Origin of the sequence: Tahibacter amnicola, from assembly GCF_025398735.1 — a bacterium.
Classification (GTDB): domain Bacteria; phylum Pseudomonadota; class Gammaproteobacteria; order Xanthomonadales; family Rhodanobacteraceae; genus Tahibacter; species Tahibacter amnicola.
The window spans coordinates 3,223,772-3,245,644 of the sequence record NZ_CP104694.1 but is presented as its reverse complement, the minus strand read 5'-3'; the positions used below and the strand labels follow the sequence as shown (position 1 = coordinate 3,245,644).

The following is a 21,873-nucleotide window of genomic DNA, read 5'->3' as shown; positions in this document are numbered from 1 at the left end:
CACGCGCCGCGGCGGCATTCCAGTGGTCGGCGGGAAGTGCCGCGCGTCAATACGAGCGCAGTGGCGTCACCGCACCGCTCAACCGCCGGCATAGGGCCCTTTCACTTCGCCCCAGCCCCACTGCGGCATCGGTGCATCCGGATCCACGACCGCATCGCCCTGCGAGTTGATGACCGCCAGGCGCGAGCCCCATTCAAGGTAGCCGACCAGGGCTGATCGGAACTCCGGGTCGTCCGGCAGGCCGAGTTCGTCGGCGGTCGACAGCAGCAGCGAAACCCATTGGCGGCGGTGCGCCTGCGTGAGGTGGCGGTCCAGGTGCTGGCGGACCATGTGCGCATGACCACCGTGGTGCGCCGAGTAGGATTTTGGACCACCCAGCACCTCGGCCAGGAAGGCCGCTACGTGCTGCGGATGGCTCGCATCCATGTGGGCAAAGACGGGGGCCAGCAACGCATCGTCCTTGACGCGTTCGTAGAAGCGCGCAGTCAAGCGTAGCAGCGGTTCCATGCCGCCAAGCCACTCATAGAGCGTAGGGACCGCGGAGTTCTGCATGAAGACACCATCGGGCAAGGGCGGCGCCGAAGCGTGGCCTCCTGCACACGTGGCGTCAACGCGACGTTTGGCGAAGCCCCTGTCAGGCGCCACGCTGAGCACAACGCATCGCCATTGCGTGGTGATCGGTAGCGATCCGCACTGTTGAGTCATGGGACCGCGCGGCCTGCAGCGAATGCCGCAGGCCGCAACTCCATGGACGATGCTTAGCGCGACGCCGACTTCGTCGCGTTTTCCGTCGCCTGCGTGAACTCCTCGATCGTGACGGTGCGACCGTGCACGGCGGCGATCTTGTCCACTTTCAGCTTCTTGTCCTTGAGGAACCGGGCAAAGGCGAGCGTGCCTTCCTGCGGCGGGCCGACCGGCGCGTCGTTGTTGGGGATGAAGAAGAGATCCCCCTGGAACAGGACGCGGTGCTTGGGCAGGTAAGCAACCAGCATCTCACGCGCGTGCGGATGCGGACCGACGTCGATCAGTTCGACGGTCTGCTCGCCATCGGTGATGACGCGGCGGCCCTTCTCGACGAAAAGGAATTCCGGTGCACGCGGTGATTTGCCGAGGCGATCGTTCTGCGGTGCCTTGGCCATGGTCTCGACCACGTTGCGGTTGCCCTTGGTCGTCACCACCGTGGCGCCTTCCGCAATGAAACCCCGCAGCCCACCGATGTGATCACCGTGATGATGCGTCATGACCACGTAACGAATAGGCTTTCCCGGGATGGTTTCCTTGATCTGGCGCATCACGTTTTCCGCACCGCCACTGGAACCCGGCGCCTCGACGGCAAGCACGTAGTCCTTGAACGCCACGGCGAGCGTGTTCTGGTTCTGGCCCGCACCATTGTGGAAGACATAGACGCCTTCACCGAGCTTTTCCACGCGTTGTGGCAGCTCGTTGGGCACCGGTTGCGCCTTGGTGAATCCCTCTGCGGCGACCTCGAATGAGGCGTCGGTGATCGCCGGATTGATTTCAACCTTGGCATCGAATCGGGACACGGCCTCGCCAGCCTGCCGGAATTCCCACCGGCGCGGCACTTTCACGTTGCCATTGTCGACGTAATCACCGAACAGCACTTCCGACGCCTCTTCACCCGCCAGCGGATCGGTGAAAGCCAGCTCGTACTTCGAGATCAACTTGGTCTTGCTGTCGACATAGACAGCCACCTGCTGCGTATCCGGCATCACGAAGGTGATGACGTCATGCGGCGCACCCGCGTAGGTATCCTCGCCCAGATAGCGCAGCGAGTTCTGGCGGTCCAGCGCCTGGCGCAGAATCAGATTGGGCAGCCGGCGCTGGTACTGCACCAATTGCTGCTGGCTGGATTGCGCCACGGGAATTGGCGTCGCCACGCGGGCACGGTAGTCGTAGTTCGTGCCCTCGCCGTTCTTGAGCACCGTGCGGTTATGTGCCTCGAAGCCCGCACCGCTGTTGCTGGTTTCAAGATTCAGACGATTACCGGCCAGATCCAGCAACAGGACTTCCTTGGACCGGCCCGCCTCGAACGGTGCTTCCGGCGTCGGCATCTGCATGCGCGGCCAGGTTTCGCCTTCCAGGGTCAGGCGTACCCCTTTTACGCCCCGGATCGCCTCCGCACCGCCCATCGCGGCGACCGTGGCATCCAGCACCTCGCGTGCCCGCGTGTTGGAACGCTCCGTCAGGGTTTCCGGATTGTCGGCCTGGGCCATCAACGGCAACAGCGCCAGGGCCAGAGCAGAGAGACGCAACATGGGTAAAGCTCCTCGGAAGTGGCGACAGACGCCGGCGTGCGGAATCTAGCGAGCCGGATTTCCCGCCGCGACGCGATTGCGCCGATCGGAGTGCCCGGCGCGCCGGGTAGCAGAGGGTGATGCGGGAATGCGCGGAATGCGGCGTGCCGGGACTTGCAATGTCGCCCTAGCCCGCTACTATCGCCCCCTGCTCAATCCACGCTCCTGCAGGCGCGAACGTCCGCGACCGACGCGCTGCAGTAGAGACTGCCATGGACTACGAGCCCCGTTTTCCCGCCGCCATCGCACGCATGGCGGCTATCGAACTTCCCGACCTGATATCGACTGCCGGCTACGCGCGGAATGGCGGCTTTGTCGTCACAATTGCGGGGGAGTACCTGTCGGCTCCGTATCGAATCGACTACGAACGGCACGCACACAGCGTGGGCTCGATGCCGTACCGCGTTCGCGACCGGGATCGTGCGCTTCGGCACCTTGTCGACCGCGACAGCGAGGAAGCACGGTGCTTCCGGCTGAGCCTGGGCACACGGCACTGGGACGGCCGCTTCCGCGAAGCGTGCGCGCAACAGTTGGCGGGCACAGACGCGCCGTGGGTACTTCCATTCCTTTTGGCGCTGCTTGGCGACTATGTCGTGGAAGTGGCCAATGCAGCGATTCCGATCGTCGCGCACTGGGACTCGCGTGCGATGGCCGCATTTGCGCGCGACAACGACGCCTTCGTGAAAGTGACGAAGGCACGTGCGGTCAGCTATTGGAATTGCTACTACCGGCGGCGGTGGCCCTGCCTCGCGGACTACCCACCAATTGTCGCGCTGAGGACCATTGAACACCTCGCGCGGAAATCACGCGATTGAAGCAGTACACGGGACATCCTGGTAACCCTGTCCACCTCGTGAATCTGTTGCGCGCTGGCCGCGGAACGGTGTAGTGCGGTCAGCGACCTTTGGTATCGGCTGCGCAGCTTGCCTCTTCCAATTGCCAGCCGGGCCGAAGGACGAGATTGACGATGTTCGTCGAGATCAACAGTGCCGATGCGTCGATGGGGACTACTCTCTCCGGGGCACTGGTCAGGGCCAGGCGGACTGCCGCGGCGTAGCCGTTCGCGGTGCGCTCAACAGCCACGACAAATCCGCTGTCGGACGTCAAATGCGCCAGTCCGCCGATGGCGACCACGCCGTCGGGCCCACGCACGATAGCGTCGACGTTTCGCTCGTAAAGCGTCTGGGGCTCCTTGCCGTCCGTTTCGAAGTAAAGACCGCCGCCCCATTCTCCCTGACTGTTGCCGACCAGACGCCCGCCGGGAACCTTCAGTGACGAGACCCTGCCGCCCAGGTTCATCGTCGTGACCGACGGCGTCTGCGGCGACGTTCCGCTACCGTTCTTGCCTTCGACCGGTACCTCGACGACGCGGCCATTCCAGCGCCAAGGCCCGTTCGGACAGGCATTGCGGCGGGTGCCGAAGGGGTGCTCCACCAAGGAGAATGCACCCGTCGACGACTGTGGATCGGGAACCCGGTTGGGCACCGATGTGCGCCGGCCATCCAGCACTTCCAGTGTCTGAATGGCCTGGCGCCTGACTGTCTCCAGCGAATGCGTCCGGGCAATACGCTGGACGTCGGGCCGTGCCTCGACGGCGTTCAACCACCCCAGGCTATTCACACTGACCAGCACCAGTCGCCAATCCTCCGACTTCGTCGCCGCGATCAGTTCGGGAGTCGCCGGCCGGTAGCCGATCATGCCGAGGACGGTAGCGGCATAGGCCCGGTCATCGAGATCTTCGGACTTCAAGTGCTCAAGCACCTGGGGCCCCACACTCTGGGCCGCTTCGCCGAGCATGCCGATCTCCTGTAGACACCACCCCCGGTACCGCGCCGGGTCTCCTCGGCCTGAGCGACGCGGCACTTCGCCATCATCAGCTCAAGCGCCGAAGGTTCCGGGGCCGCACCAATGAGCGCGGTTGCTGCTGTCGCGAATACCCATCCGATCATGCGAAGGTCCCTGCGAGTTGTCGTGTCAGTGCCGCCGCGCCGTGGGGCCGGCATACGTGAACCAGAGTACGCGATCGCGCATTCCATTCATCGCCATCGCGCAACGACCGCAACGCTCAGCCGCCTTCGTCACCGGGAAATGACACCATCAACTCCCCGACGAAGAGGATGGATCCCTGCTTCGGATAGCGCTTGTCGTCGCTGCGGAACGTGCTGTCGCCGATCGGAAAGCTGTCGGCTTCGAACTCATCACCATGGGTAAGCAGGATCGCGCGGAAGACGTTGTCACCGTCGCGCGGAGCCAGGCGGCCGCCGTGCCAGTCGCTGATGCCACCGCCGTAGTCCCAGTCGAGCCCACTGAAACTGACAGGCTTGCCGTTCTTCTTGACGAGATCGTCCAGCGTCATCCCGAGGTGCACGCCGTTGTCGAGGCGCCAGCGCGACCGGGTGCCGGACACACGGATAGACGAAATGCCACGCACGGGGCTGTCGTGCTGCGGGAAGATCTCGGCGCGACGCAGAGGATCGTTCTCGAACAACACGACGCCGCGCAGGACTTCGCCCTCTGCCCCGTCGATATCGGTCACCGTGACGTTCTGTGCACCGAAACGGCGGCGCAGCATGTCGACAGAGATGTCCTTGTTCAGCGCGCCCGGCAGCACGTAGGTCGCGTCGGCAGACAGGTCAGCCGGCGTTGCGTCCTGGTCGTGGAGTGCGCCTGCCAACGATGCCGAAGACACGGTCGTGGTGGATCTGGCTGGCTCGTCCTGGGCGTTTGACGCGGAGCTTGCCGTTGCACCCAGCGCAAAGACTGTCGCGATGGCTGCGTGGCGAGACCAGCTGCCCCTCGCCGCCCCCTGACGGTGCATGCACGCACGTGATGTGGTCATGGGAATCTCTCTTCGTTGATCCTGGCATCGTCCCGGCAAAACGTGCCGGACGCAAGATGATGGCCGCCACGCCGGGATAAACCTTGAACCACGGCACGGATGTGCCGGCCCGTGGTCACAGGTCCGCTGTGGACGAGGCATCGCGCCAGCGATGCGAGGATGCGCTTCCTCGCGACAGCATGTACACGACCGCGGTGACGCGCTGGCGAAGGGCCACCCGCAGGCGCGCTTGCCGGCAGCGACCGACGTGCATCCACCAAGGGGAGGCGATCATGGCCGTTCGCAAGACTGCGCAGAAACGCGCGCCCAGGAAACGCTCCGTGCGCCCCGTTCCGCAGGCTTTCGCAGCCGCCGACACCGGCGGAGAAGATCGCCTTGTCACGATCAGCGTGGACATCAAAGGCGCTACGTCCATCGCGCTGACCGTGCAGCAGTTCGATATCGCCACCCGGGCGTTGCTTCCCCCGGCGACGCCGCTCACGCTCTCCCAGAACAAGGCGACATTCGCGGCAAAGAAGGGAAAGGTCTACGCCGTGAAATACCAGTTTTACGGCGAAAAGAAGGCAAGCATCGAGCTGTCGGCGAAAACGGACAAACAAAGATCCGCGGATGACCCGATTGCAAAGCACGCTCACGCGAAAACGGCGATAAGCAGCGACCTGGGATTCAACCTCGGTTACTGGCAGATTCCGACCAAGGGAGAAATGCCGTGATGGCGCGCTGGTGTACCGCGATCGCACTGGCAACCCTGTTCGTATCGCCGGTGGCTGCACAGGCCGATACGGCAGCGCTCGAGGCGCAGATCCGCAAGATCGTGGCGGAGGAACTACAGAAACGCGTATGCACCGCCACTACCGCACAGACACCGCCCCCATCAGCCGCAACGGTCGACGTGGATGCTGTTTCCACAACGATACTGACGAGCGAACCCACTGTGCCCGCGGCGGTGTCCGCGCCAACTAACGACAAGTTCGGCAACCCGACCGATCGTGCCGGACTGGCACCGCTTGCCGGTGCGGCCGGCATCGCCACCAGTGACCGCGACACGCGTCGTTCCAGAACCACCGTCGAGATCCAGGCATCTGCGGACAAGACGACAGCCACGATCGCGATTCCCCTGGTGAGCACCACGACCAATGACGGCACGACGATCACGGAGAAGGCCTGGTCGATCAAGGCATCAGCGCCGGTGGACAATGCAAAAGAGAACTCCGCGTCGTTCGCCACACTCAATGGCCTTGCCAGCGGCGTGACACTCGGTAGTGACTGGACCTATTCGACCACGCCTGTCATCCAGGTCGATCTGTGGACGATATGCCAGACGTTGGATCGGGATGTCTCGCTCAGTGACTGTACCGTCGACGCGGTCAACGAACGGATGGCGTCGGTGAACGATTCCGACCTGCCGGAGGCCTGGAAGGCGCTGCTTGGTGCGTCGAAACGTTCCATCACATTCAATCTTCGCGGCGAAGTCGGCCACAGGCGCCACACGTATTTCGCCGGGCCGTTGGTGCCGGCAAGCAAGGACAGCAAGATCGGTTGGTCAGTGGGTGGATCCGTCGGACGCGTCAGCGGCAACCGCGAGCACTATGTCGGCGGCGGCTTCGACTTCGTCCACAGCTACAAGGATCGCGATCCGCGCGTGGTGTGCGCCCAATCGGATGCTGCGATCTACGACTGCACGCAGGGCAGCTTCGGCCCGCCCAAGGACGTGCTCAGCCGCGTGCTGTTTGCCGAGTTCCGTACGGTCACGCTGGGACGGCCAGTCAGCCTGAAGGTGTCGCACGACCTGGCATCGGACAAGTCGGCCGTCGACCTGCCCATTTTCCTTCTGGCCAATGAAGCGCAGAACTATACGGGCGGACTGCGGCTGGGCTGGACGTCGACCGACCACTTCATCGCCGGCCTTTTTGTCGGCAGGGCCTTTGGTATCTCGGGGCGCTGAACCAGCAGTATCGGGAATACCTGGCGTTTGCCACGCTCAACGGCGTACCGCCAGTACGCCGTCGAGCGCCAGTTGCGCCTTGAATCCGGCCTTGGCGAGACGCTTCTCCACTTCGCGTGGCACATCGCGTCCGCTGGTGAGCTTGTTGGGACTGCCGGTGTAGTGAAACAGGCGACCGCCGCGGCGAAGCACGCGCGCCAGCTGGTCATAGAACACCTGCGAATACAGCTCCCCGGCGATACCAAAGCGCGGCGGATCGTGCAGCAAGGCATCGACCGATGCATCGGCAATGGTCGTGATCGCCTGTGATACGTCTGAATGCGTCAACTGCAAGCGACCGCCGCTGGCCGGTGCCGAGGGATCCGGCGACCAGGGATTGATCGTGCGCAGCCAGAGCACGTCGGCGTTCTTCTCGAAGGACTGGATTCGCGCAACACCCGCTTCCAGGCAACACGCCGCGAAATAGCCAAGGCCTCCGCAGGTGTCAAGCACGGCTTTTCCCCGCGGCTCGATCAAGGCGACCTTGCGACGTGCATCGTCGTAGGGCGATTCCTTCGACGTGGGTAACATCTTGATGCCGTCGATCTCGAACGTGGGGGCGCCCCACTCCGTGGGCACGAGCTTGATCAGCGAGCCGGAGAAGCGCGAGACGGATTCGAACGAAGCACCGTCCCAGTAGTAGATCGTGCGATCCTTGAGTTTGCCCGGATAGGGATAGCGTTCGCCCTGCCATTCCCAGGCATCGGCAGACAACAGCGCTTCACCGCGGGAGCGGCCCAGGTCGAAGGAACCGGACCAGCCGGCTGCGCCCGCGTCGCGGGCAGAAAGGAAGGCGTTGGCAACGTCCAGGGTGAGCAGCGGGCCAGCGTAGTGCGACACGAACGGCATTCCGGGGCGCCGAGTCCGGCGAAGCGGCGTATTGTGTCAGGTTCTGCAAGCGCCACGCACTACGGTGGTCATGGACCGGAGCGGCATCCAGGCGCCTTCGGCGAGCGCAAGCGTCGGCTAGCGCAGCAGAGCATCCAGGGCGGTGCGAAAGCGCCGGCTTCCGCTCACTTCCGACCCATCCCGCAGGACCAGCACGAAGTCGCCATTGAACATCGCCTGCACCTCGCGCACCTTGTCCAGGTTCACCAGTGCCGTGCGGGAGACGCGCGCGAAGCGCTGCGGATCCAGCCGGGCTTCCAGGCTGGTCATCGTCTCGCGCAGCAGGTGGACGGCTCCGCCGGCGTGGACTTCGACATAGTTTCCTGCTGTTTCCATGCGATCGACATCGCGGATATCCACCAGCGTCACCCGTCCTTCGGACTTGATCGCCAGACGGCGTGTCCAGCGCGGCGAAGCCCTGTGCCCCAGTTCCGCCAGCGCAGCGGCGATGCGTTCGGCGAGTCGATCGTCGGTATCCCGGAGCGTGGCGCGGGCGCGGTCCAGCGCTGCGCGGAACCGGTCGCCGTCAACGGGCTTGAGCACATAGTCGACGGCGTGGACGTCGAAGGCGCGAACGGCGTGCTGGTCGAAGGCGGTGACGAAGATCACCGCCGGCATCCGCTGCAGACCCACCGCCTCGATCACGGCGAAGCCATCCAGTCCGGGCATCTGTATGTCCAGGAAGACCAGATCGGGCGTCAGTTCTCCGATCGCCGCAATCGCGTCCGCACCGTCGCCACACTCCCCGACGATCGTGATATCCGGCTCACTGCTGAGGCGCTGGCGGATACCGCGCCGCGCAACGGGTTCATCGTCGACGATGAGGGTACGGATCATGGCGTGGTTCCCGCTGTCCGCCAGGGGATTGTCAACGTCACCGTCACGCCACGCGCGGAAGCACTGTCGATCGAGACCGATTGGCATGGCCCATACAGCAACGCCAGGCGCGATCGCGTATTGGACAGGCCGATACCGTCTGCGGCGTCTTTGACCATCCCGGCCCCGTCGTCCTTCACACGAAGGACGAGTGAATCGTCGCGCCGATGCGCCTGGATGGTGATGTGCAACGGCGCTCCTCGTTCGGCCAGGCCATGCCGCACGGCGTTCTCCACCAGCGGCTGAAGAATGAGGCAAGGCACGGCGGCGTGCTGCCATTCCGGCGCCACCTCAATGGCATACGACAGTCGGTCGTCGAATCGCGCGCTTTCCACGGCCAGGTAGGCTTCGACAAATGCCAGTTCGTCGCGTAGCGGAATCTCGCGCGTATCGGACGCTTCCAGTGTTCGACGCAGCAGGCTGCTCAGGCGCACCAGTACACGCTCGGCCGCATCCACGTCCTCGCGCATGAGCACGGCGATGGTATTGAGCGCGTTGAACAGAAAATGCGGCTCCAGCTGCGCGCGCAACGCGGCGAGACGCGCATCGGCCAGCTGCGTCTCCAGGCGCAGCGAGCGTTGTTCCCGATCGCGTGTCAGGCGCATGGCGCGTGCGACGTGCGCGGTGCCGACGATCAGGACGTAAACCGGCAGATGCAGCAGGAATGTCGTCCCGAACAGCTTCGAGAACGTTCCGGCCCAGCTGGGTGTGGTGTTCACGGCACCCAGCCAGGGGGCCATCGTGGCAAACAGTGCCAGGTCGAGGGTAACGACCACAACCGCAGCAGCGGCGTGGATGGCCAGGGCGCGGGCGAGGCGCGGATGCACTATCGGCACCCATTCCGCCATGCGCCACACCAGGGGCGTCAGGACGGCCCAGCCATAGGCCCAGGGCATCCAGACCAGCAATGGGCGCGTCCAGGGCACGGGCTCGCCGCGGATGACGCCGGCGAGATAGGCCTGCGTCGCCAGCATCAGGCCGACCAGCGTCCATGTGGCCATCGTGACGGCGACGGGATACCGCCAAGGTCTGCGACGCATGGACACATCGCGGATGCTGTCAGCAACCGTCGCGTCAGCCTGTGCCATTTCCACCTCGCTGCGATGGCGACATCCCATGATGGCGCGATTGCGTCATGGTATTTCCCGGGTTGCCGCCCCGCAAAATGCGCCTGGCTGGACTACGGTTTCGCTGACGTCGGAAGCAATCCCAGCTGCTTGCGCAGGCCCAGCGCATCGGCGGACGTCCATTCTTCGGCAATGGCGCCGTCCTTGAAGCGGAAGATCGCAATGCCGCTGATCTGCACCCGCTTGCCGGTCGCGGTGATGCCGTTCCCATCGCCGGTATTCGTGCCGCGGGCCGTCCAGTGCACGGCGACGAGGTCGTCCTGGGCCACGGTACGGTCGACGCTGACGGCAAGATCGGGAAAGGCCGCGCGCCAGCCGCGCACTTCCGCCATGCCCTGTTCGTGGGTGAACGTTGCCGCGCCACCATGACCGATGAAGTCGTCGGTGTAGCGCACCTCGAAGCGTCCCTGGTTCAGGCCCTCCTCGTAGACCCGGCGCGCCGTGCGCGTGTTGTGTTCCACCTCGCTTGCGGCGCCAGCAGGCGCTGCATCAACCAGCGTGTGCGCCTGGACAAGAGCGATCGCACTACACAGTGCGCCCAGCAAGAGACTTCGCTTGCTCATGGTTCCACCATTCGGGTTATGCGGACCGGATGCCGCGGACGGTGACGCTAGCGCCAGTCACTCCGCGCGCCGAGCGTTGTGGGACCAGTTGGTGCAGGGCCGGGATGAGTGGAATCCAGGCCAGGGCGGCGACCGGGCGCCACACGACGCCGATCCTTCGGCACCTGGTCAGCGGGGATCCTCGCTCAGCCACGACGACTTCGTGACTGAGCGTAAAGGCACGCAGATTCTCAGTAGACGCCGGAGCAGGTGTAGTACGTGATCGGCGGTGCGAAATCATCGGCCTGCCTGGTCACGCGGTACAACACCGGGCGACCGCCCCAGACGGCGCCGTTCGCGTCGCCGTGGTAGGTGGCGATGTACAGTCTGCTGATTGGCTTCGCGGTGCGAGAGAACGATTGTGGCGTGCACGCACCACTATTCCACACCTATCATATTGACGCGGCGATCAGTCACCGTATCTGCGCCTGCGCACCGACAAGCTTCACCTTCCAGTCTGCAATGGGCGTGGTGCCATCCGTGTTGAGGTGGCTGGTCAGGTAGTAGAGCCGCTGGATCTGGTCCTTCTGTGCGGCACCGGCGTTCGCATCGGCAAAGCGTTGCTGCAGATACGATGGCGGAATGCTCTGGCTGTACAGCACCGCTGTCACTTTCGCCGCGCGCGCGGCCTGGTCGCGCGACAGGCTGATGCTGTAGCGCACAACGTCAGATCCGGTCAGGCGCGGATCGGTGTAGTGGGGATCGTTCTTTGCCTCCCCTTCCACTTCGCCAAGGATCTGGATGTAGGGCGACGGATCGCGCAGGAACACCTTCGGATCAAACCCCTTCGGACGCAGCCGGTTGTCCTTCACCGGGTGCACGCGGCGCAGGAACGAGGTCGTCAGTTCGCCGGCCGAATCCTTGATCAGCTCCTGGTAGATCTGCACCTGGTCGCCGCGCGTGATGCGCTCGTAGTGGGGCTGGAACCGTGTCTGGTCCGTTCCGCGTTCAGTAGCCAGGGGTGTATCCGTCGTGCCGTCCAGGATCTGGCCCAGCGTATTGGTACGGCCGGACGCCCACAGAACGTTGCCAGCGGCATCCTGCACCAGGAATTCCAGGAACACACGGCGGAATCCCACGCCGGAAGGCAGGTAGTGGCCCGTCTTGTTGACGACGTGCACTCTGGCATCCAGCTTGCCGCGGCGGGCGTCGAACGCCACATCGCGGATCGTCACCTCGGCCGTCTCATGGTTCGCCATGCGCGTCATCGACTCGGACGCCGTGATCAGCCCCGGCTGCGTGGTCGTCGCGCCCATGTAGTCGATCTGGCGCACGCCCAGTAGCAGCGGAAACTGCTGGAACATCTCGTTGAGGAAGAGATTGAGCCCATGCAGCGCGTGACGGCGGTATGCACGCGGCTGCAGCGTGATGTCCTTGTCGGGAAGGCGATGCGTGGTCGGCGCGAAATCAGCCGATTCGATGTTCGCGATCCGTGTTCCGTCGAGATTGAGCGACTTGTAGTGCGTCGGCATGTGGCAATCCTGGCAGGAGCGGAACGTCTCGCCGCGCGCGAAATCACTGTTGCGCCATTCCAGGTGGGTCGTCTGCTCGTAGGTCGCCGTCACGAAGGCACCACCGGGTGCGCGAACGCGACGCGGTGTTCCGTCATTGTTGAACACCGGCAGCAGGATGTTGTGGCAGCTGCCGCACAGATCGGAGCCCGTGATCTGGTCACCTTTCTGCGGTGTCAGTCCCAGCGCGTGCTCCATCGGCTTGGGAATGACAGTGTCGAAGGGACCGAAAATCCGGTCCGCCGGTCCCGCGACCCAATTGCCCGTGAAGCTCGGCTGTGTGCCGAGCGCCTCCTTGTCGATGTGATGGCAGACCGCGCAGGAAATGCCGTCGCGTGCGAGATTGCCGTAGGTCGCATGCGGCTGGGAATCCTGGTACTGGGTCACCATGGAAAGCCGGAAGGGTTCTCCGAACGGAACGCCGGGTGGCGGCGGAATCGCGAAGAGATTCCTGCAGCGCGCGTTCGGAGAGGCTGTGTCCAGCGCGAGCTGGCGTTGGCCCATCGCACCGTGGCAATGCAGGCAGGTGTTTTCGATGCACTCGGTCATCGCACTGAGATTGTTCGTCTCGCTTTGCAGCTGAGCGAAGAAGATCGGATCACGCCCGGCCAACCCCATCGGCGAGGCGCGCCATTCACCATACATCGAGACATTGATGGCATTGCCGGTATCCGGATCGGTCACCAGCATGTTCGGCGTTGCGTCGTTGGAAACCGTTGCGTCGTGGCAGCCGATGCATTGGTCCGAGGTCAGGAACAGGGCCGGGCCTTTTGCGGCAGCGATGCGATGATCAAAGGTTTCGCCGGGAAGATGGAACGCGAACGCGTCGGCGAACGTGGATGGCCCGAGCGTACCGAAGGCCTGCGCAAATCCCGGTGCCGGCCGGGAAAGCGCCGTCGTGAATTTCCAGCTGCCGGCCTGCGCCGTCGCCAGTGCCGCGCGTTCACTGTCGTCGTTGGCGGGATCCTTGTGCGATGCGCCGGCGAGGTCGTCGAACGCGGGCTTGGCCCCCGGGAGCGCGAAATGCCGGTACAGGATGCCCGAGGTCAGGACATTGTCCAGCGATGCGTACGTCAGTTCCTTCTCTGCGGACGCGTGGCAGATGATGCAGTAGGCGCCGAACTGGCTGTAGGGCGTGACAATATCGGCCAGCTTGGCGTTGGGCTGGGTCGGGTCCTGGAAAAGATCACCGGTGGGATACCACCGTGGGTTGTTCTCCGGATGCGCCGGATCGGGGCCGAAAAAGGACGGCCAGGTAACGGCACTTCCGGTGAGGATCGGCGGATTGCCATCACCGCTGCCGGTGGGATTCGCCCAGTACCAGCCGTCATGGCTCGCACCCGGGTAACGCACCATGACCGTCCAGGAACTGGGCTCGACGGTGGAAGCCTTGGCCTTGGGCACCATACAGGGCGCGTCCGGATCGATGCCAAGGGCTTTCGGATCGATCGAGCGCATTTCCTTGACGATCATCGCTCCTTCGCCGATCGCACCGGTGCGGCCGCTACACATCCAGTCGACCACTTCCGGCGAGTACCACACGCGGACGGCGGGATGGACACCGTAGCTCTTGCCATCACCGAAGTCGCCGGCATACGGGCCGGTCAGGCGCCAGTCGCGATCGGCAATCCAGCCGAGCTTGCGATAGGTCCGCTCGCGCAGGAACGTGCGCAGTTGCAGGTCATAGGCGTTCTTGGCTTCCAGGTTGACGACCTCGGCAGGCGCCAGTGGCAACTTAGCCGGCTTGCCGCGGTCGCGGTGCTTCTTGCACCAGGCCGCCACCTGCGCGGGCGACGGCTCCGGCGGTGATTGCGGGCACACCCAGCTCGCCGGCTGGTCCGGCGGAAATGGCGGCAGCGGCGCGGGGCCCGCGGACGCCACCGGGAGCGGGCACGACAGAAGGACACCAGCGGAAATCCAGCGCGGCAGCAGCGACAGGCGAGCCATATCCCCTCCCCTTCGGGTGGCGGCAGTCGGACGCGATTAAAGCGCGAATGAACGGAATTTCCAATTGCGCCATTTTGGCAATCCGCGACGAAGCCGGCCTGCGGCTCTCCACCTGGAACTCGCAGCCGCCGTGGACCGTCGTCCGTGCAGTCGCCGGCGGACGCGCCGTGTGGCGAAGTGCCATTGCCGGGTTGGAAAGTTGTGGTACGGTCTTCCGGATGAGCATCCTCCTGGTCGAACACCGCGATTCCATCGCACTGGTCCGGCTCAACCGGCCAGACAAGCGCAATGCCATCAGTTTTCAGCTGCTGCGCGAGCTGGATGAGACGGCCCGTCAACTCCGGCGCGATCACCGGCTGCGCGCCGTGATCCTGTGCGGTGCAGGCGAGTCGTTTTCGTCCGGCATCGACCTCTCCGACCTGGCAGAACCGCGCCACCGGCTCTGGGCAGCCTGGCAGCTGATCAAGCCGGGACGCAGCCTCTTCCAGCAGGCCTTTCTCACCTGGCAGGAGATGCCGGTTCCCGTCCTCGCCGCCGTGCACGGGCATTGCTTCGGCGCGGGGCTGCAGCTGGCGTTGGCCGCCGATATCCGCTTCGCCGCGCCCGACTGCCAATTGTCGATCATGGAATCGCGCTGGGGACTGGTTCCGGACATGGGCCTTACACGCAGCCTGCGGGGAGTAGTGCATGCCGATGTCGCCAGGGAACTGACGTATACGGCCCGCATCGTGCGCGGTGACGAAGCGCAGCCGCTCGGCCTGGTCACGCACGTGACGCCAGACCCGCTCGCCGCAGCGATGGCGCTGGCACAGGAAATCGCCCAGCGGTCGCCCGATGCCGTACTCGCCGCCAAGCGCGTGCTGGACGCCATGCAACACCAGCCTCGTCGTGCGCTGCGGCTGGAAAAACTGTGGCAACTACGGCTGCTGCGCGGGCGCAACGCCGCCGTGGCGCGAAAGCGGGCGACCGATCCCGAAACGCCGTTCGCGCCGCGCGAGTACGACTGACCGCTACTGTGCGACGCGATGCAGGCCATCCTGGAAGATCCGGTCGACGCTGACCGGATCCCAGTAGCTGCCGCTCATCAGCAACAGGCATAGCAGGTTGACGCTGTCCTCGTAATACCCTTCATGGCGGGAGCGTACGCTGTCGTAGACGGCGTTGAGCCAGGCTTGCTGGCCGGTGCCCACCATGGCCGCCGTGCCAAACGGTGCGGCGAAGAAGCTCGTGAAATAGCTCGTGGTGATCGGCGTTCCCGCGAGCGTGTAGCCCGGCCGGATCAGACTGGCGTTGCCGCCGGTCGCGGTTTGAATCCAGCTCGACATCCGATAGGCCTGGACAGCGGCGCGGCCATCGCCGTGCAGCAGGGCATGCGTGGCAAGCCGCCAGGGCACGCGACCGGCGTTGTAGTTGTAGTCGCCGTCGTGGGGCCCCTCGAGAAATCCCGGATTGGCCGGCTTGAGCGTACTGCTGCCGGCGCTTTCGCGGATCGCGAAATCCGGCACCAGGTGCGACGTCGGGGCGTATGTCTGCAGGTGCTCGATGGCCGCACCGGTCGCTGCGATGACCTGGGCCCAGACGACGCCGTTACTGGCGAAACTCTGGAAATTGAGAAAATGCGCCGGCATGAAGTCGGACGGACGGACCGTCCACTGGTTGTACTGGCTGCCGTCCGGCGCCACCCAGTCGCCCAGCATCGGCAGGCGCGAAACCGGCCCGGTCACCGAGGCGGCCTGTCCGGCTGCGATATCCAGCGCTTTCGCGCGATAGTCGATACGGCCGTTGTTGCCCCACTGCGCCGACGCGATCAACAGGCCCAGGGCCAGGTCCGCATCGCCGTCGTAGGCACTGTTGTTACCGTACTGCGCCTGGCCGCCGGCCGTCACGTTCCAGGTCATCAGCCGCGGGTCAATGCCGCTGCGATGGTCATTGAAGTACTCCCACAGTCCATCGACGATGGTCTGCGCCGCCGGATCTTCACCGGCCATCAACGACACGATGGTGATGCCGTAGCCCTGCGCCTCGGACACCGTATTGCCGTTGCCGTCGGTGTTGGCGCGGATACGATAGCGCGGCTGGCCGTCCGGTTCAGTGCCATCCTGCACGAGGTATTGCGATTTCCACCACGCGTAGAAGTCGCGCACGTCCTGGTCGAGCTGGACCTGCGTGCGATGGTTGGGCTTGAGCGTGCCGCGGGCATACGCGGCGTGGTGCGGAAAGGGAAATTGCGGAGCCGCGATAGCGGATCCCGCGATGACGGTAGCAGCGAGGACGCAGGCAAATCGCATGGGCGGGCTCCTTTGGCGCGACGCATCGTGCCATGGGAAGCCGGGCTGGACTCCGAACGGCGTCATAGCTCGGTGATGCGAACGTCCGGATCGCCGGAGGAACGCCAGAGAGCCGGCGTCCTCCCGTCACGTCAAACGTCGGCGAGGACGACCCGGTGCAAGGGCCGTCCTCGCCGCTCCATCAGTTACATTGCGGGTTGTCCCAGATCCGCGTCGTGCTGGCCGGACCACACGACTGGTCGGTGACACAGGCGCTCACGCTGATGTCCACATCGCCGGCACGCATGCACGGGTATGCCGAATAGAACTGGGTGTCGGTCGTGGTGATACGCCGGGCCAGCGGCCCGCCCGGGCCTGTGCAGCTGAGATTCACGGCATAGAAGCTTGTCGATCCCTGCATCGGCGCCTGCCACTCCGCATGGGATCCGCATTCGCCATGGGTGGCCGTTCGCAGCAACGCGACAGCGCCGGGCGTATGCGGTGCCGGGCAGCCCGCCACCTGGACAGGGTTGCCCAGGTTCTCGCGGGCCAGCATCTGGCTGAACGTGAACGAGGAATGGCTGCCGAACTCGAACCGGTTGATCACCACGCCGCCGACGCCGCACTTGACGCGGAACACGCCCGGCGCACCTCCCGGGGCCGCGTAGGAGACGGTCAGCGTGCCATTCGTGTCGCTGCCCATCTGCAGGTGAACATCTTCCACACGGATACCTTCTTCGAAACGGATCGTGTTGGAAATGGACGATGCGGCGTCATCGATCAGCGTTCCCGGTGACGCGGAAGCGCCCGGATCGTCGCCGTAGCGGAAGGTGTAGACGTCCGAGCCGTTGCCGCCCTGCAGCAGATCAGCACCCGGTCCACCGTGGAGGAGGTCATCGCCTTCGTCGCCAAACAACTGGTCGTTGCCCTGCCCGCCGACCAGGTCGTCATTGCCAGGTCCTCCGTTCTGGTTGTCGTCACCTGCACCACCGAACAGGTCATCGTCGCCGGCAGCACCTTCCAGCGTGTCCACGCCCCGACCACCATAGAGCCTATCGCTGCCGGTGTTGCCGCGGACCTGGTCGTTGCCGTCGCCGCCATCCAGCACGTCGTCACCCGGGCCCCCGTCGATGGTGTCGTTGCCGCCTGCGCCGTAGCCCACGTCATGACCGCCCAGCAGGCTCAGCATGTCCGCGTTGGCGCCGCCTTCGATCAAGTCGCCGAAGTCGGTCGGTGCCATTGCCTTCATCGAGCCATCTTTCGTCCCAGCCACGAGGTTCATCAGCTCGGCATGCGTCAGAACGCGTCCGTCACCAAATTCATAGGTCCCGATGACACCACCCGCAGCGCCTCCCGCCACACGAATGCGGTCGGAATCGCCGTAGAGCACGACCAGGTCACCCCCTGACACTTGCAGACGTACCTGTTGCGGAAACACGCCTGCCTCGAAGGCAATGCGGTTCATGCCGCTGCTGTCGGTGATCACGGTCTCGCCGGGACCGCTGTCGTCACCGTACCCGAACTGGTAGCGATCATTGCCGGCCCCACCCGTGAGCGTGTCGGCGCCGATGCCGCCCACCAGGGTGTCGTCGCCCGCGTCACCGCTGAGCTGGTCCGCACCCGCACCGCCGGAGAGGTGATCGTTGCCGTTTTCACCCATCAGCTGATCATTGCCGTCGCCCCCATGGAGACGATCGTTGCCGGCCGTTCCGCTGCCGCCATCGCCCACGAGGACGTCATTGCCCGCGTCACCGTAGATTTCATCGTCACCGGCTTCGCCCACCAGGGGATTGTCGTCACCGTCATTGCCGAACAGGACGTCGGCGCCTCGGCCTCCGAACAATTTGTCGTTGCCACGGCCGCCAAACAGGCGATCCTGGCCGCCGACCGTGTCCGCGTCATCGTCGCCGTACAGGACGTCGTCGCCATCGTCGCCGTAGAGCGCATCGTCGCTCTCGTTGCCGAACAGCCGGTCATTGCCGTTACTGCCACGCAGGACGTCCTTGCCCGGCAGGCTGCCTGCCGGCAGTGCGACCGGGTCATCGCCGAAGAGCCGGTCATCACCGTCCTCGCCGAACAGCGTGTCATCGCCGGCCTGTCCCGCCATCCAGTCACTGCCAGGACCACCGTGGAGCTCATCCGACGCGCCTTCCGTGTCAACCCGCACCAGCGTGCCGTGGGAAACCGCCGGCGTGAAGGTGAACGCATCGCCCGTGCGCGTGATGGACCATTCGAAGTGACGGTCCGGTGTCAGGGGAACCGAAATGGCCTCGCCCGGCCCGAGCATCGATGCTGTGCGCGTCTGCCAGCTATTGTTGACCCAGGTGTGTCGTGCAGCCTTGCCGATGTCCGCGTTCGTGAAGGGGATGGACGTGGTGTTCAGGAAAAAGTCGTTGTCACCATCACCGAGCAACACATCATCGCCGGCACCACCGAAGGCGATATCCCGTCCGCCGCCGCCGTTGACGAAGTCCAGCTCGCGGGAGCCGAAAACCTGGTCATCGCCCTTTCCGCCCAGTATCCAGTCACCCTGCGCATTGGTACCACCGAGGTTGATATCGTCGGTGGCCTTGCCGGCATACACGATGTCATTGCCGACACCGCCGAAGAGGTTGTCAGACTGCTCTCCGCCCTCGATGCGATCCGTGTCCGCGGCTGCCACGGCGGCGGTGGCGACAGCCGGGCCGGTCCGGATGTAGTCGTGATCCTCCTCGCCGTAGTACGCGTTCGCATCGGTGCCGCCCATGAGGCGATCATTGCCCGCCCCTCCGTAGACGATGTCGGCACCCAGGGATGCACCGACGTAGTCATATTCGGGACCACTGCGAATCAGGTCAGCGCCGGGCGAACCGAACTCGTACAGGTCGCGACGCATAGCGAAGGTAGTGCTGTCGGGCGCACTGAGTGTCGCCGGTGGCGTGGCGTCGTTCTCGTTCCCCAACGTGATACCCAGCGATCCGGAAATCCAGTTTTCGATTTCGACGCTGCCGGCGGCGGTCGAATCGGTGATGACCAGATTCGTCCGACCGTCGCGATCCACCTTGGAAAACCGGAAGCGACCATCGCTACTTGCCCAGACGCCGTGGGCAATGCGGCTGGTGTTCGACAGCGTCACGCCGTTGTAGCGGACGCTGCCCGTACCGTCGGTGTCGACGATAATGTCGTGACCGGCACCGACGATGTAGGTGTCGTTGCCGCTGCCGCCGTCGAGCAAGTCGCTGCCGGCGCCACCGTCGAGCTGATCGTTGCCGTCGCGGCCGTACAGCGCGTCGTCGTGATTGCCGCCCTGGAACGCGTCAGCACCCCGGCTTCCGTACAGGACCTCGCGCGTCAACGTGCTGGCGGAGCCATTTCGGATCCGCATCTCGATGTTGTCGCGACGATCCACGTAGTGGGTGCGGCCGAAGACGTCCGCGTTCTCCAGTTCCACTTCGCCGTAGTGCTTGCGCGCGGCGTCGAATGCCAGGCGCGCTTTCAACATTTCCGCGCGGTCCTGGAGATACTGCTCGCCCAGCTCGGCGAGTCCATCCGATGGCGCGGGTGACACGCCACCGCGCACGAAGAACGGACTCAGGCCCTCGAGCGCCTGCCGTGCTTCATCCCGCTCGGCCAGATTCAGCGTGGCGATGGCGCCAAGATTCGACGGCGACTCGTAGCGGACCTGAACGTTCTGTCCCGGCACTCCGCCGACGCTCCGGAACAACGCGGAGACATAGCCCGGATCGGAATCGAGCGGAAAGAACGGCGCGAGCACGAACGACCTTGCGCGGCGAACGCACAGCGCGTATTCGGATTGTCCGCCAACGAACCGGCCGTAGTAGCCGCTATTGAGCAAGGCGACCGAACGGCAGACGCCGTACTGGTCGAGCTGCGCCATGTAGGGTTCCACCACGGTGCCCTTGAGGGTGTTCGTCAGGCACCCGGCCATGACGCCGAACGCGGCGTCCTTGCACGCGACCTTGCTTTCGGTCGACCAGGGGTTCAGCACGCCCCGCCACAGGGCCGTACCGACCTCCTGGCCCGCTTCCGACACGGCATAGGTATAGGCATTCTGGACGTAGAGCAGGTTGCGGTAGTCGTCGAGGGTGTTGGCGGTGGTGTCTTTCGGCGTGGAGGAGATCAGGCGCCAGGTCTGGTCCGATCCCAGCAGCGTGAACATGGGCGCGCCTGTCCAGGCTGCGTTGCGTGATACGGCCGTATCGCTGGGTCCCAGCGGTACTTCGAAGAGGGTTCGGCCAATGGCGGTAGCATCCGCCTCTGCGATAACGGGAATGCCGGGCGCTTCCCAGGGGCGCGTCGCCGGGCTGTAGGCCGTCAGCGGCGTCCCTTCGCGGAGCCCTTTGTAAACGTTCCGGGCCACCGCATTCGACGACTCCTGAACACCGAAGGGCCCGGTACCGTCATGCATGACAACGTTGTGGAGCTGTCCCTGACGCCGCGTATAGGAGCGGATCAGTGTCGAGTAGAGACCTTCGCCGCGTGTCGTGTCGGTCGCCGTGCGAAACCAGGCCAGCGAATTCCTGACGCCTGCATCAGTGGCCGCGGGAAGCTCAAGGCGCTGTGCAATGTAGGCGTACATGTCCCCGAAGTTGCACGGCCGCTCGGGCGGGGGACACAGATTGACGAGAGTCGGACCATTCTCATAGTGCGCGGTGATCGCTGCTTGCTCCACCGGCGGAAAATCATAGGGCACTTACGCTATTCCTTTTTGTAAAAGTGATATCTCTCAAGAAACGCCAACAGTGAGTCGAACGATCCCGGCAGCGCTTTCAGGAAGTGCTCGGCACCGGCCAGATCGAAACTCATGAACAGTGCTTCATCCCGAAACACCATCCGGATCGCGCAAATCACTCCCTGTGCATCGGATTCTCCTTTCACTGCGGAAACCAGCAGATCCGCTCCCGGCCCCGACAGGTAACTGGCGCAGCGGATCACTGCCGTCGGCTCGCGCTTGTGCGGTTCGGTCAGCTGGATCTCCAGCGCACCGTCATGCGTTTCGACAACAGCCATGCGTTCCACGGCGTAGTGCACGCGCGACGGATTCCGGGACGGACGTAGCGGAAGTCCGTCACTGGCCGAGGCGAGAAACACCGCGCCCTGCAGAAGTGTTCCCGGCACAACCTCACTCTTCGTGACGGCCGCCTGCGACAGCAGCGCCACGCCGGACTCCCGGTTGTATTCCAGGTCCAGGCTCAACCCGCCAAAGGCCCCATCCGGCAGCCGGTTCAGTCCACCTCGCTGATTGGCGCAGGGATACTCCACCGGGAACGGCCCGAGGCGCACCGCTGCGTAGGCCCGGAAGTCCTGGTGTCGGCCGGCGCAGTCGGCGATGGCAACGCCGCGCGACGGATTTTCGGGCGGCGACGCCGCCCGGGGCTTGCTCAGGTACTGCAGCAGGACCAAGCCCCCGAACAGCAGCGCCACGGCAATGCCCACATTTCGAACGTTCATGGAAACCCTGACGAAGCGGATACGAGCTCGACACCTTACCCGCCAGCACGGTCCGCTGAAAGCGGA

General features: G+C 64.6%; 16 protein-coding genes. 4 read left to right on the top strand and 12 right to left on the bottom strand.

The features are described 5' to 3' along the window. Positions 1 to 78: 78 nt before the first annotated feature. Both N4264_RS13510 and N4264_RS13505 read right to left on the bottom strand, forming a co-directional pair. The gene (locus N4264_RS13510) at positions 79 to 552 is read right to left on the bottom strand and encodes a group II truncated hemoglobin (protein WP_261692782.1); all 474 of its coding nucleotides are present in this window, start codon (positions 550 to 552) and stop codon (positions 79 to 81) included. 206 nt (positions 553 to 758) lie between these two features. Beyond that, positions 759 to 2,276 (bottom strand): MBL fold metallo-hydrolase, encoded by a 1,518-nt coding sequence (locus tag N4264_RS13505; RefSeq protein ID WP_261692781.1) that lies wholly within the window; start codon positions 2,274 to 2,276, stop codon positions 759 to 761. A 251-nt stretch (positions 2,277 to 2,527) separates the two neighbouring features. Between N4264_RS13505 and N4264_RS13500 the strand changes: the two genes are divergently transcribed. Then, the gene (locus N4264_RS13500; protein WP_261692780.1) at positions 2,528 to 3,130 is read left to right on the top strand and encodes a hypothetical protein; all 603 of its coding nucleotides are present in this window, start codon (positions 2,528 to 2,530) and stop codon (positions 3,128 to 3,130) included. A gap of 79 nt (positions 3,131 to 3,209) precedes the next feature. On the opposite strand, the gene N4264_RS13495 is transcribed toward N4264_RS13500, so the two are convergent. Further along, positions 3,210 to 4,112, bottom strand: coding sequence for a HEAT repeat domain-containing protein (locus tag N4264_RS13495; protein ID WP_261692779.1), 903 nt, complete (start codon positions 4,110 to 4,112; stop codon positions 3,210 to 3,212). Between the two features lie 268 nt (positions 4,113 to 4,380). Beyond that, positions 4,381 to 5,154, bottom strand: a complete 774-nt coding sequence (locus N4264_RS13490) for a hypothetical protein (RefSeq protein WP_261692778.1) — start codon at positions 5,152 to 5,154, stop codon at positions 4,381 to 4,383. Between the two features lie 83 nt (positions 5,155 to 5,237). Between N4264_RS13490 and N4264_RS13485 the strand changes: the two genes are divergently transcribed. Both N4264_RS13485 and N4264_RS13480 read left to right on the top strand, forming a co-directional pair. Continuing rightward, positions 5,238 to 5,867 carry a hypothetical protein gene (locus N4264_RS13485; protein WP_261692777.1) on the top strand — a complete coding sequence of 210 codons (630 nt, stop codon included), beginning with the start codon at positions 5,238 to 5,240 and terminating at the stop codon, positions 5,865 to 5,867. Further along, positions 5,864 to 7,099 carry a hypothetical protein gene (locus tag N4264_RS13480; protein ID WP_261692776.1) on the top strand — a complete coding sequence of 412 codons (1,236 nt, stop codon included), beginning with the start codon at positions 5,864 to 5,866 and terminating at the stop codon, positions 7,097 to 7,099. The genes N4264_RS13485 and N4264_RS13480 overlap by 4 nt, the downstream gene beginning before the upstream one ends. Positions 7,100 to 7,135: 36 nt before the next feature. Here N4264_RS13480 and N4264_RS13475 read toward each other — a convergent pair whose 3' ends face one another. The 5 genes from N4264_RS13475 to N4264_RS13455 all read right to left on the bottom strand — a co-directional run bounded on the left by N4264_RS13475 (position 7,136) and on the right by N4264_RS13455 (position 14,089). Then, positions 7,136 to 7,978, bottom strand: a complete 843-nt coding sequence (locus N4264_RS13475) for a class I SAM-dependent methyltransferase (protein ID WP_261692775.1) — start codon at positions 7,976 to 7,978, stop codon at positions 7,136 to 7,138. 126 nt (positions 7,979 to 8,104) lie between these two features. After that, on the bottom strand, positions 8,105 to 8,863 hold the full coding sequence (locus N4264_RS13470) for a LytR/AlgR family response regulator transcription factor (protein WP_261692774.1): 759 nt from the start codon (positions 8,861 to 8,863) through the stop codon (positions 8,105 to 8,107). Beyond that, complete coding sequence (locus tag N4264_RS13465; protein ID WP_261692773.1) at positions 8,860 to 9,942, bottom strand: sensor histidine kinase; 1,083 nt, start codon at positions 9,940 to 9,942, stop codon at positions 8,860 to 8,862. Before N4264_RS13465 ends, N4264_RS13470 begins: the two co-directional genes overlap by 4 nt. Before the next feature lie 140 nt (positions 9,943 to 10,082). Further along, positions 10,083 to 10,592 carry an ester cyclase gene (locus N4264_RS13460; RefSeq protein ID WP_261692772.1) on the bottom strand — a complete coding sequence of 170 codons (510 nt, stop codon included), beginning with the start codon at positions 10,590 to 10,592 and terminating at the stop codon, positions 10,083 to 10,085. A gap of 452 nt (positions 10,593 to 11,044) precedes the next feature. Further along, positions 11,045 to 14,089 carry a hypothetical protein gene (locus N4264_RS13455; protein ID WP_261692771.1) on the bottom strand — a complete coding sequence of 1,015 codons (3,045 nt, stop codon included), beginning with the start codon at positions 14,087 to 14,089 and terminating at the stop codon, positions 11,045 to 11,047. A 47-nt stretch (positions 14,090 to 14,136) separates the two neighbouring features. On the opposite strand from N4264_RS13455, the gene N4264_RS13450 reads away from it, so the two are divergent. Beyond that, positions 14,137 to 15,096 carry a crotonase/enoyl-CoA hydratase family protein gene (locus tag N4264_RS13450; RefSeq protein ID WP_261692770.1) on the top strand — a complete coding sequence of 320 codons (960 nt, stop codon included), beginning with the start codon at positions 14,137 to 14,139 and terminating at the stop codon, positions 15,094 to 15,096. Positions 15,097 to 15,099: 3 nt separating this feature from the next. Here the strand turns inward: N4264_RS13450 and N4264_RS13445 are convergent, their stop codons facing one another. From N4264_RS13445 to N4264_RS13435, 3 genes are all read right to left on the bottom strand, one after another. Further along, positions 15,100 to 16,377 (bottom strand): family 8 glycosyl hydrolase, encoded by a 1,278-nt coding sequence (locus N4264_RS13445; protein ID WP_261697550.1) that lies wholly within the window; start codon positions 16,375 to 16,377, stop codon positions 15,100 to 15,102. Positions 16,378 to 16,558: 181 nt separating this feature from the next. Beyond that, positions 16,559 to 21,049, bottom strand: a complete 4,491-nt coding sequence (locus N4264_RS13440; protein WP_261697549.1) for a calcium-binding protein — start codon at positions 21,047 to 21,049, stop codon at positions 16,559 to 16,561. Between the two features lie 5 nt (positions 21,050 to 21,054). Next, positions 21,055 to 21,780 (bottom strand): hypothetical protein, encoded by a 726-nt coding sequence (locus N4264_RS13435; RefSeq protein WP_261697548.1) that lies wholly within the window; start codon positions 21,778 to 21,780, stop codon positions 21,055 to 21,057. Between the last annotated feature and the right edge of the window lie 93 nt (positions 21,781 to 21,873).

Coding starts and splice junctions, on each gene's coding strand:
- N4264_RS13470 (WP_261692774.1), bottom strand. CDS start 8,863: ATGATCCGTACCCTCATCGTCGACGATGAACCCGTTGCGCGGCGCGGT.
- N4264_RS13455 (WP_261692771.1), bottom strand. CDS start 14,089: ATGGCTCGCCTGTCGCTGCTGCCGCGCTGGATTTCCGCTGGTGTCCTT.
- N4264_RS13450 (WP_261692770.1), top strand. CDS start 14,137: ATGAACGGAATTTCCAATTGCGCCATTTTGGCAATCCGCGACGAAGCC.
- N4264_RS13490 (WP_261692778.1), bottom strand. CDS start 5,154: ATGACCACATCACGTGCGTGCATGCACCGTCAGGGGGCGGCGAGGGGC.
- N4264_RS13445 (WP_261697550.1), bottom strand. CDS start 16,377: ATGCGATTTGCCTGCGTCCTCGCTGCTACCGTCATCGCGGGATCCGCT.
- N4264_RS13465 (WP_261692773.1), bottom strand. CDS start 9,942: ATGCGTCGCAGACCTTGGCGGTATCCCGTCGCCGTCACGATGGCCACA.
- N4264_RS13510 (WP_261692782.1), bottom strand. CDS start 552: ATGCAGAACTCCGCGGTCCCTACGCTCTATGAGTGGCTTGGCGGCATG.
- N4264_RS13495 (WP_261692779.1), bottom strand. CDS start 4,112: ATGCTCGGCGAAGCGGCCCAGAGTGTGGGGCCCCAGGTGCTTGAGCAC.
- N4264_RS13460 (WP_261692772.1), bottom strand. CDS start 10,592: ATGAGCAAGCGAAGTCTCTTGCTGGGCGCACTGTGTAGTGCGATCGCT.
- N4264_RS13505 (WP_261692781.1), bottom strand. CDS start 2,276: ATGTTGCGTCTCTCTGCTCTGGCCCTGGCGCTGTTGCCGTTGATGGCC.
- N4264_RS13500 (WP_261692780.1), top strand. CDS start 2,528: ATGGACTACGAGCCCCGTTTTCCCGCCGCCATCGCACGCATGGCGGCT.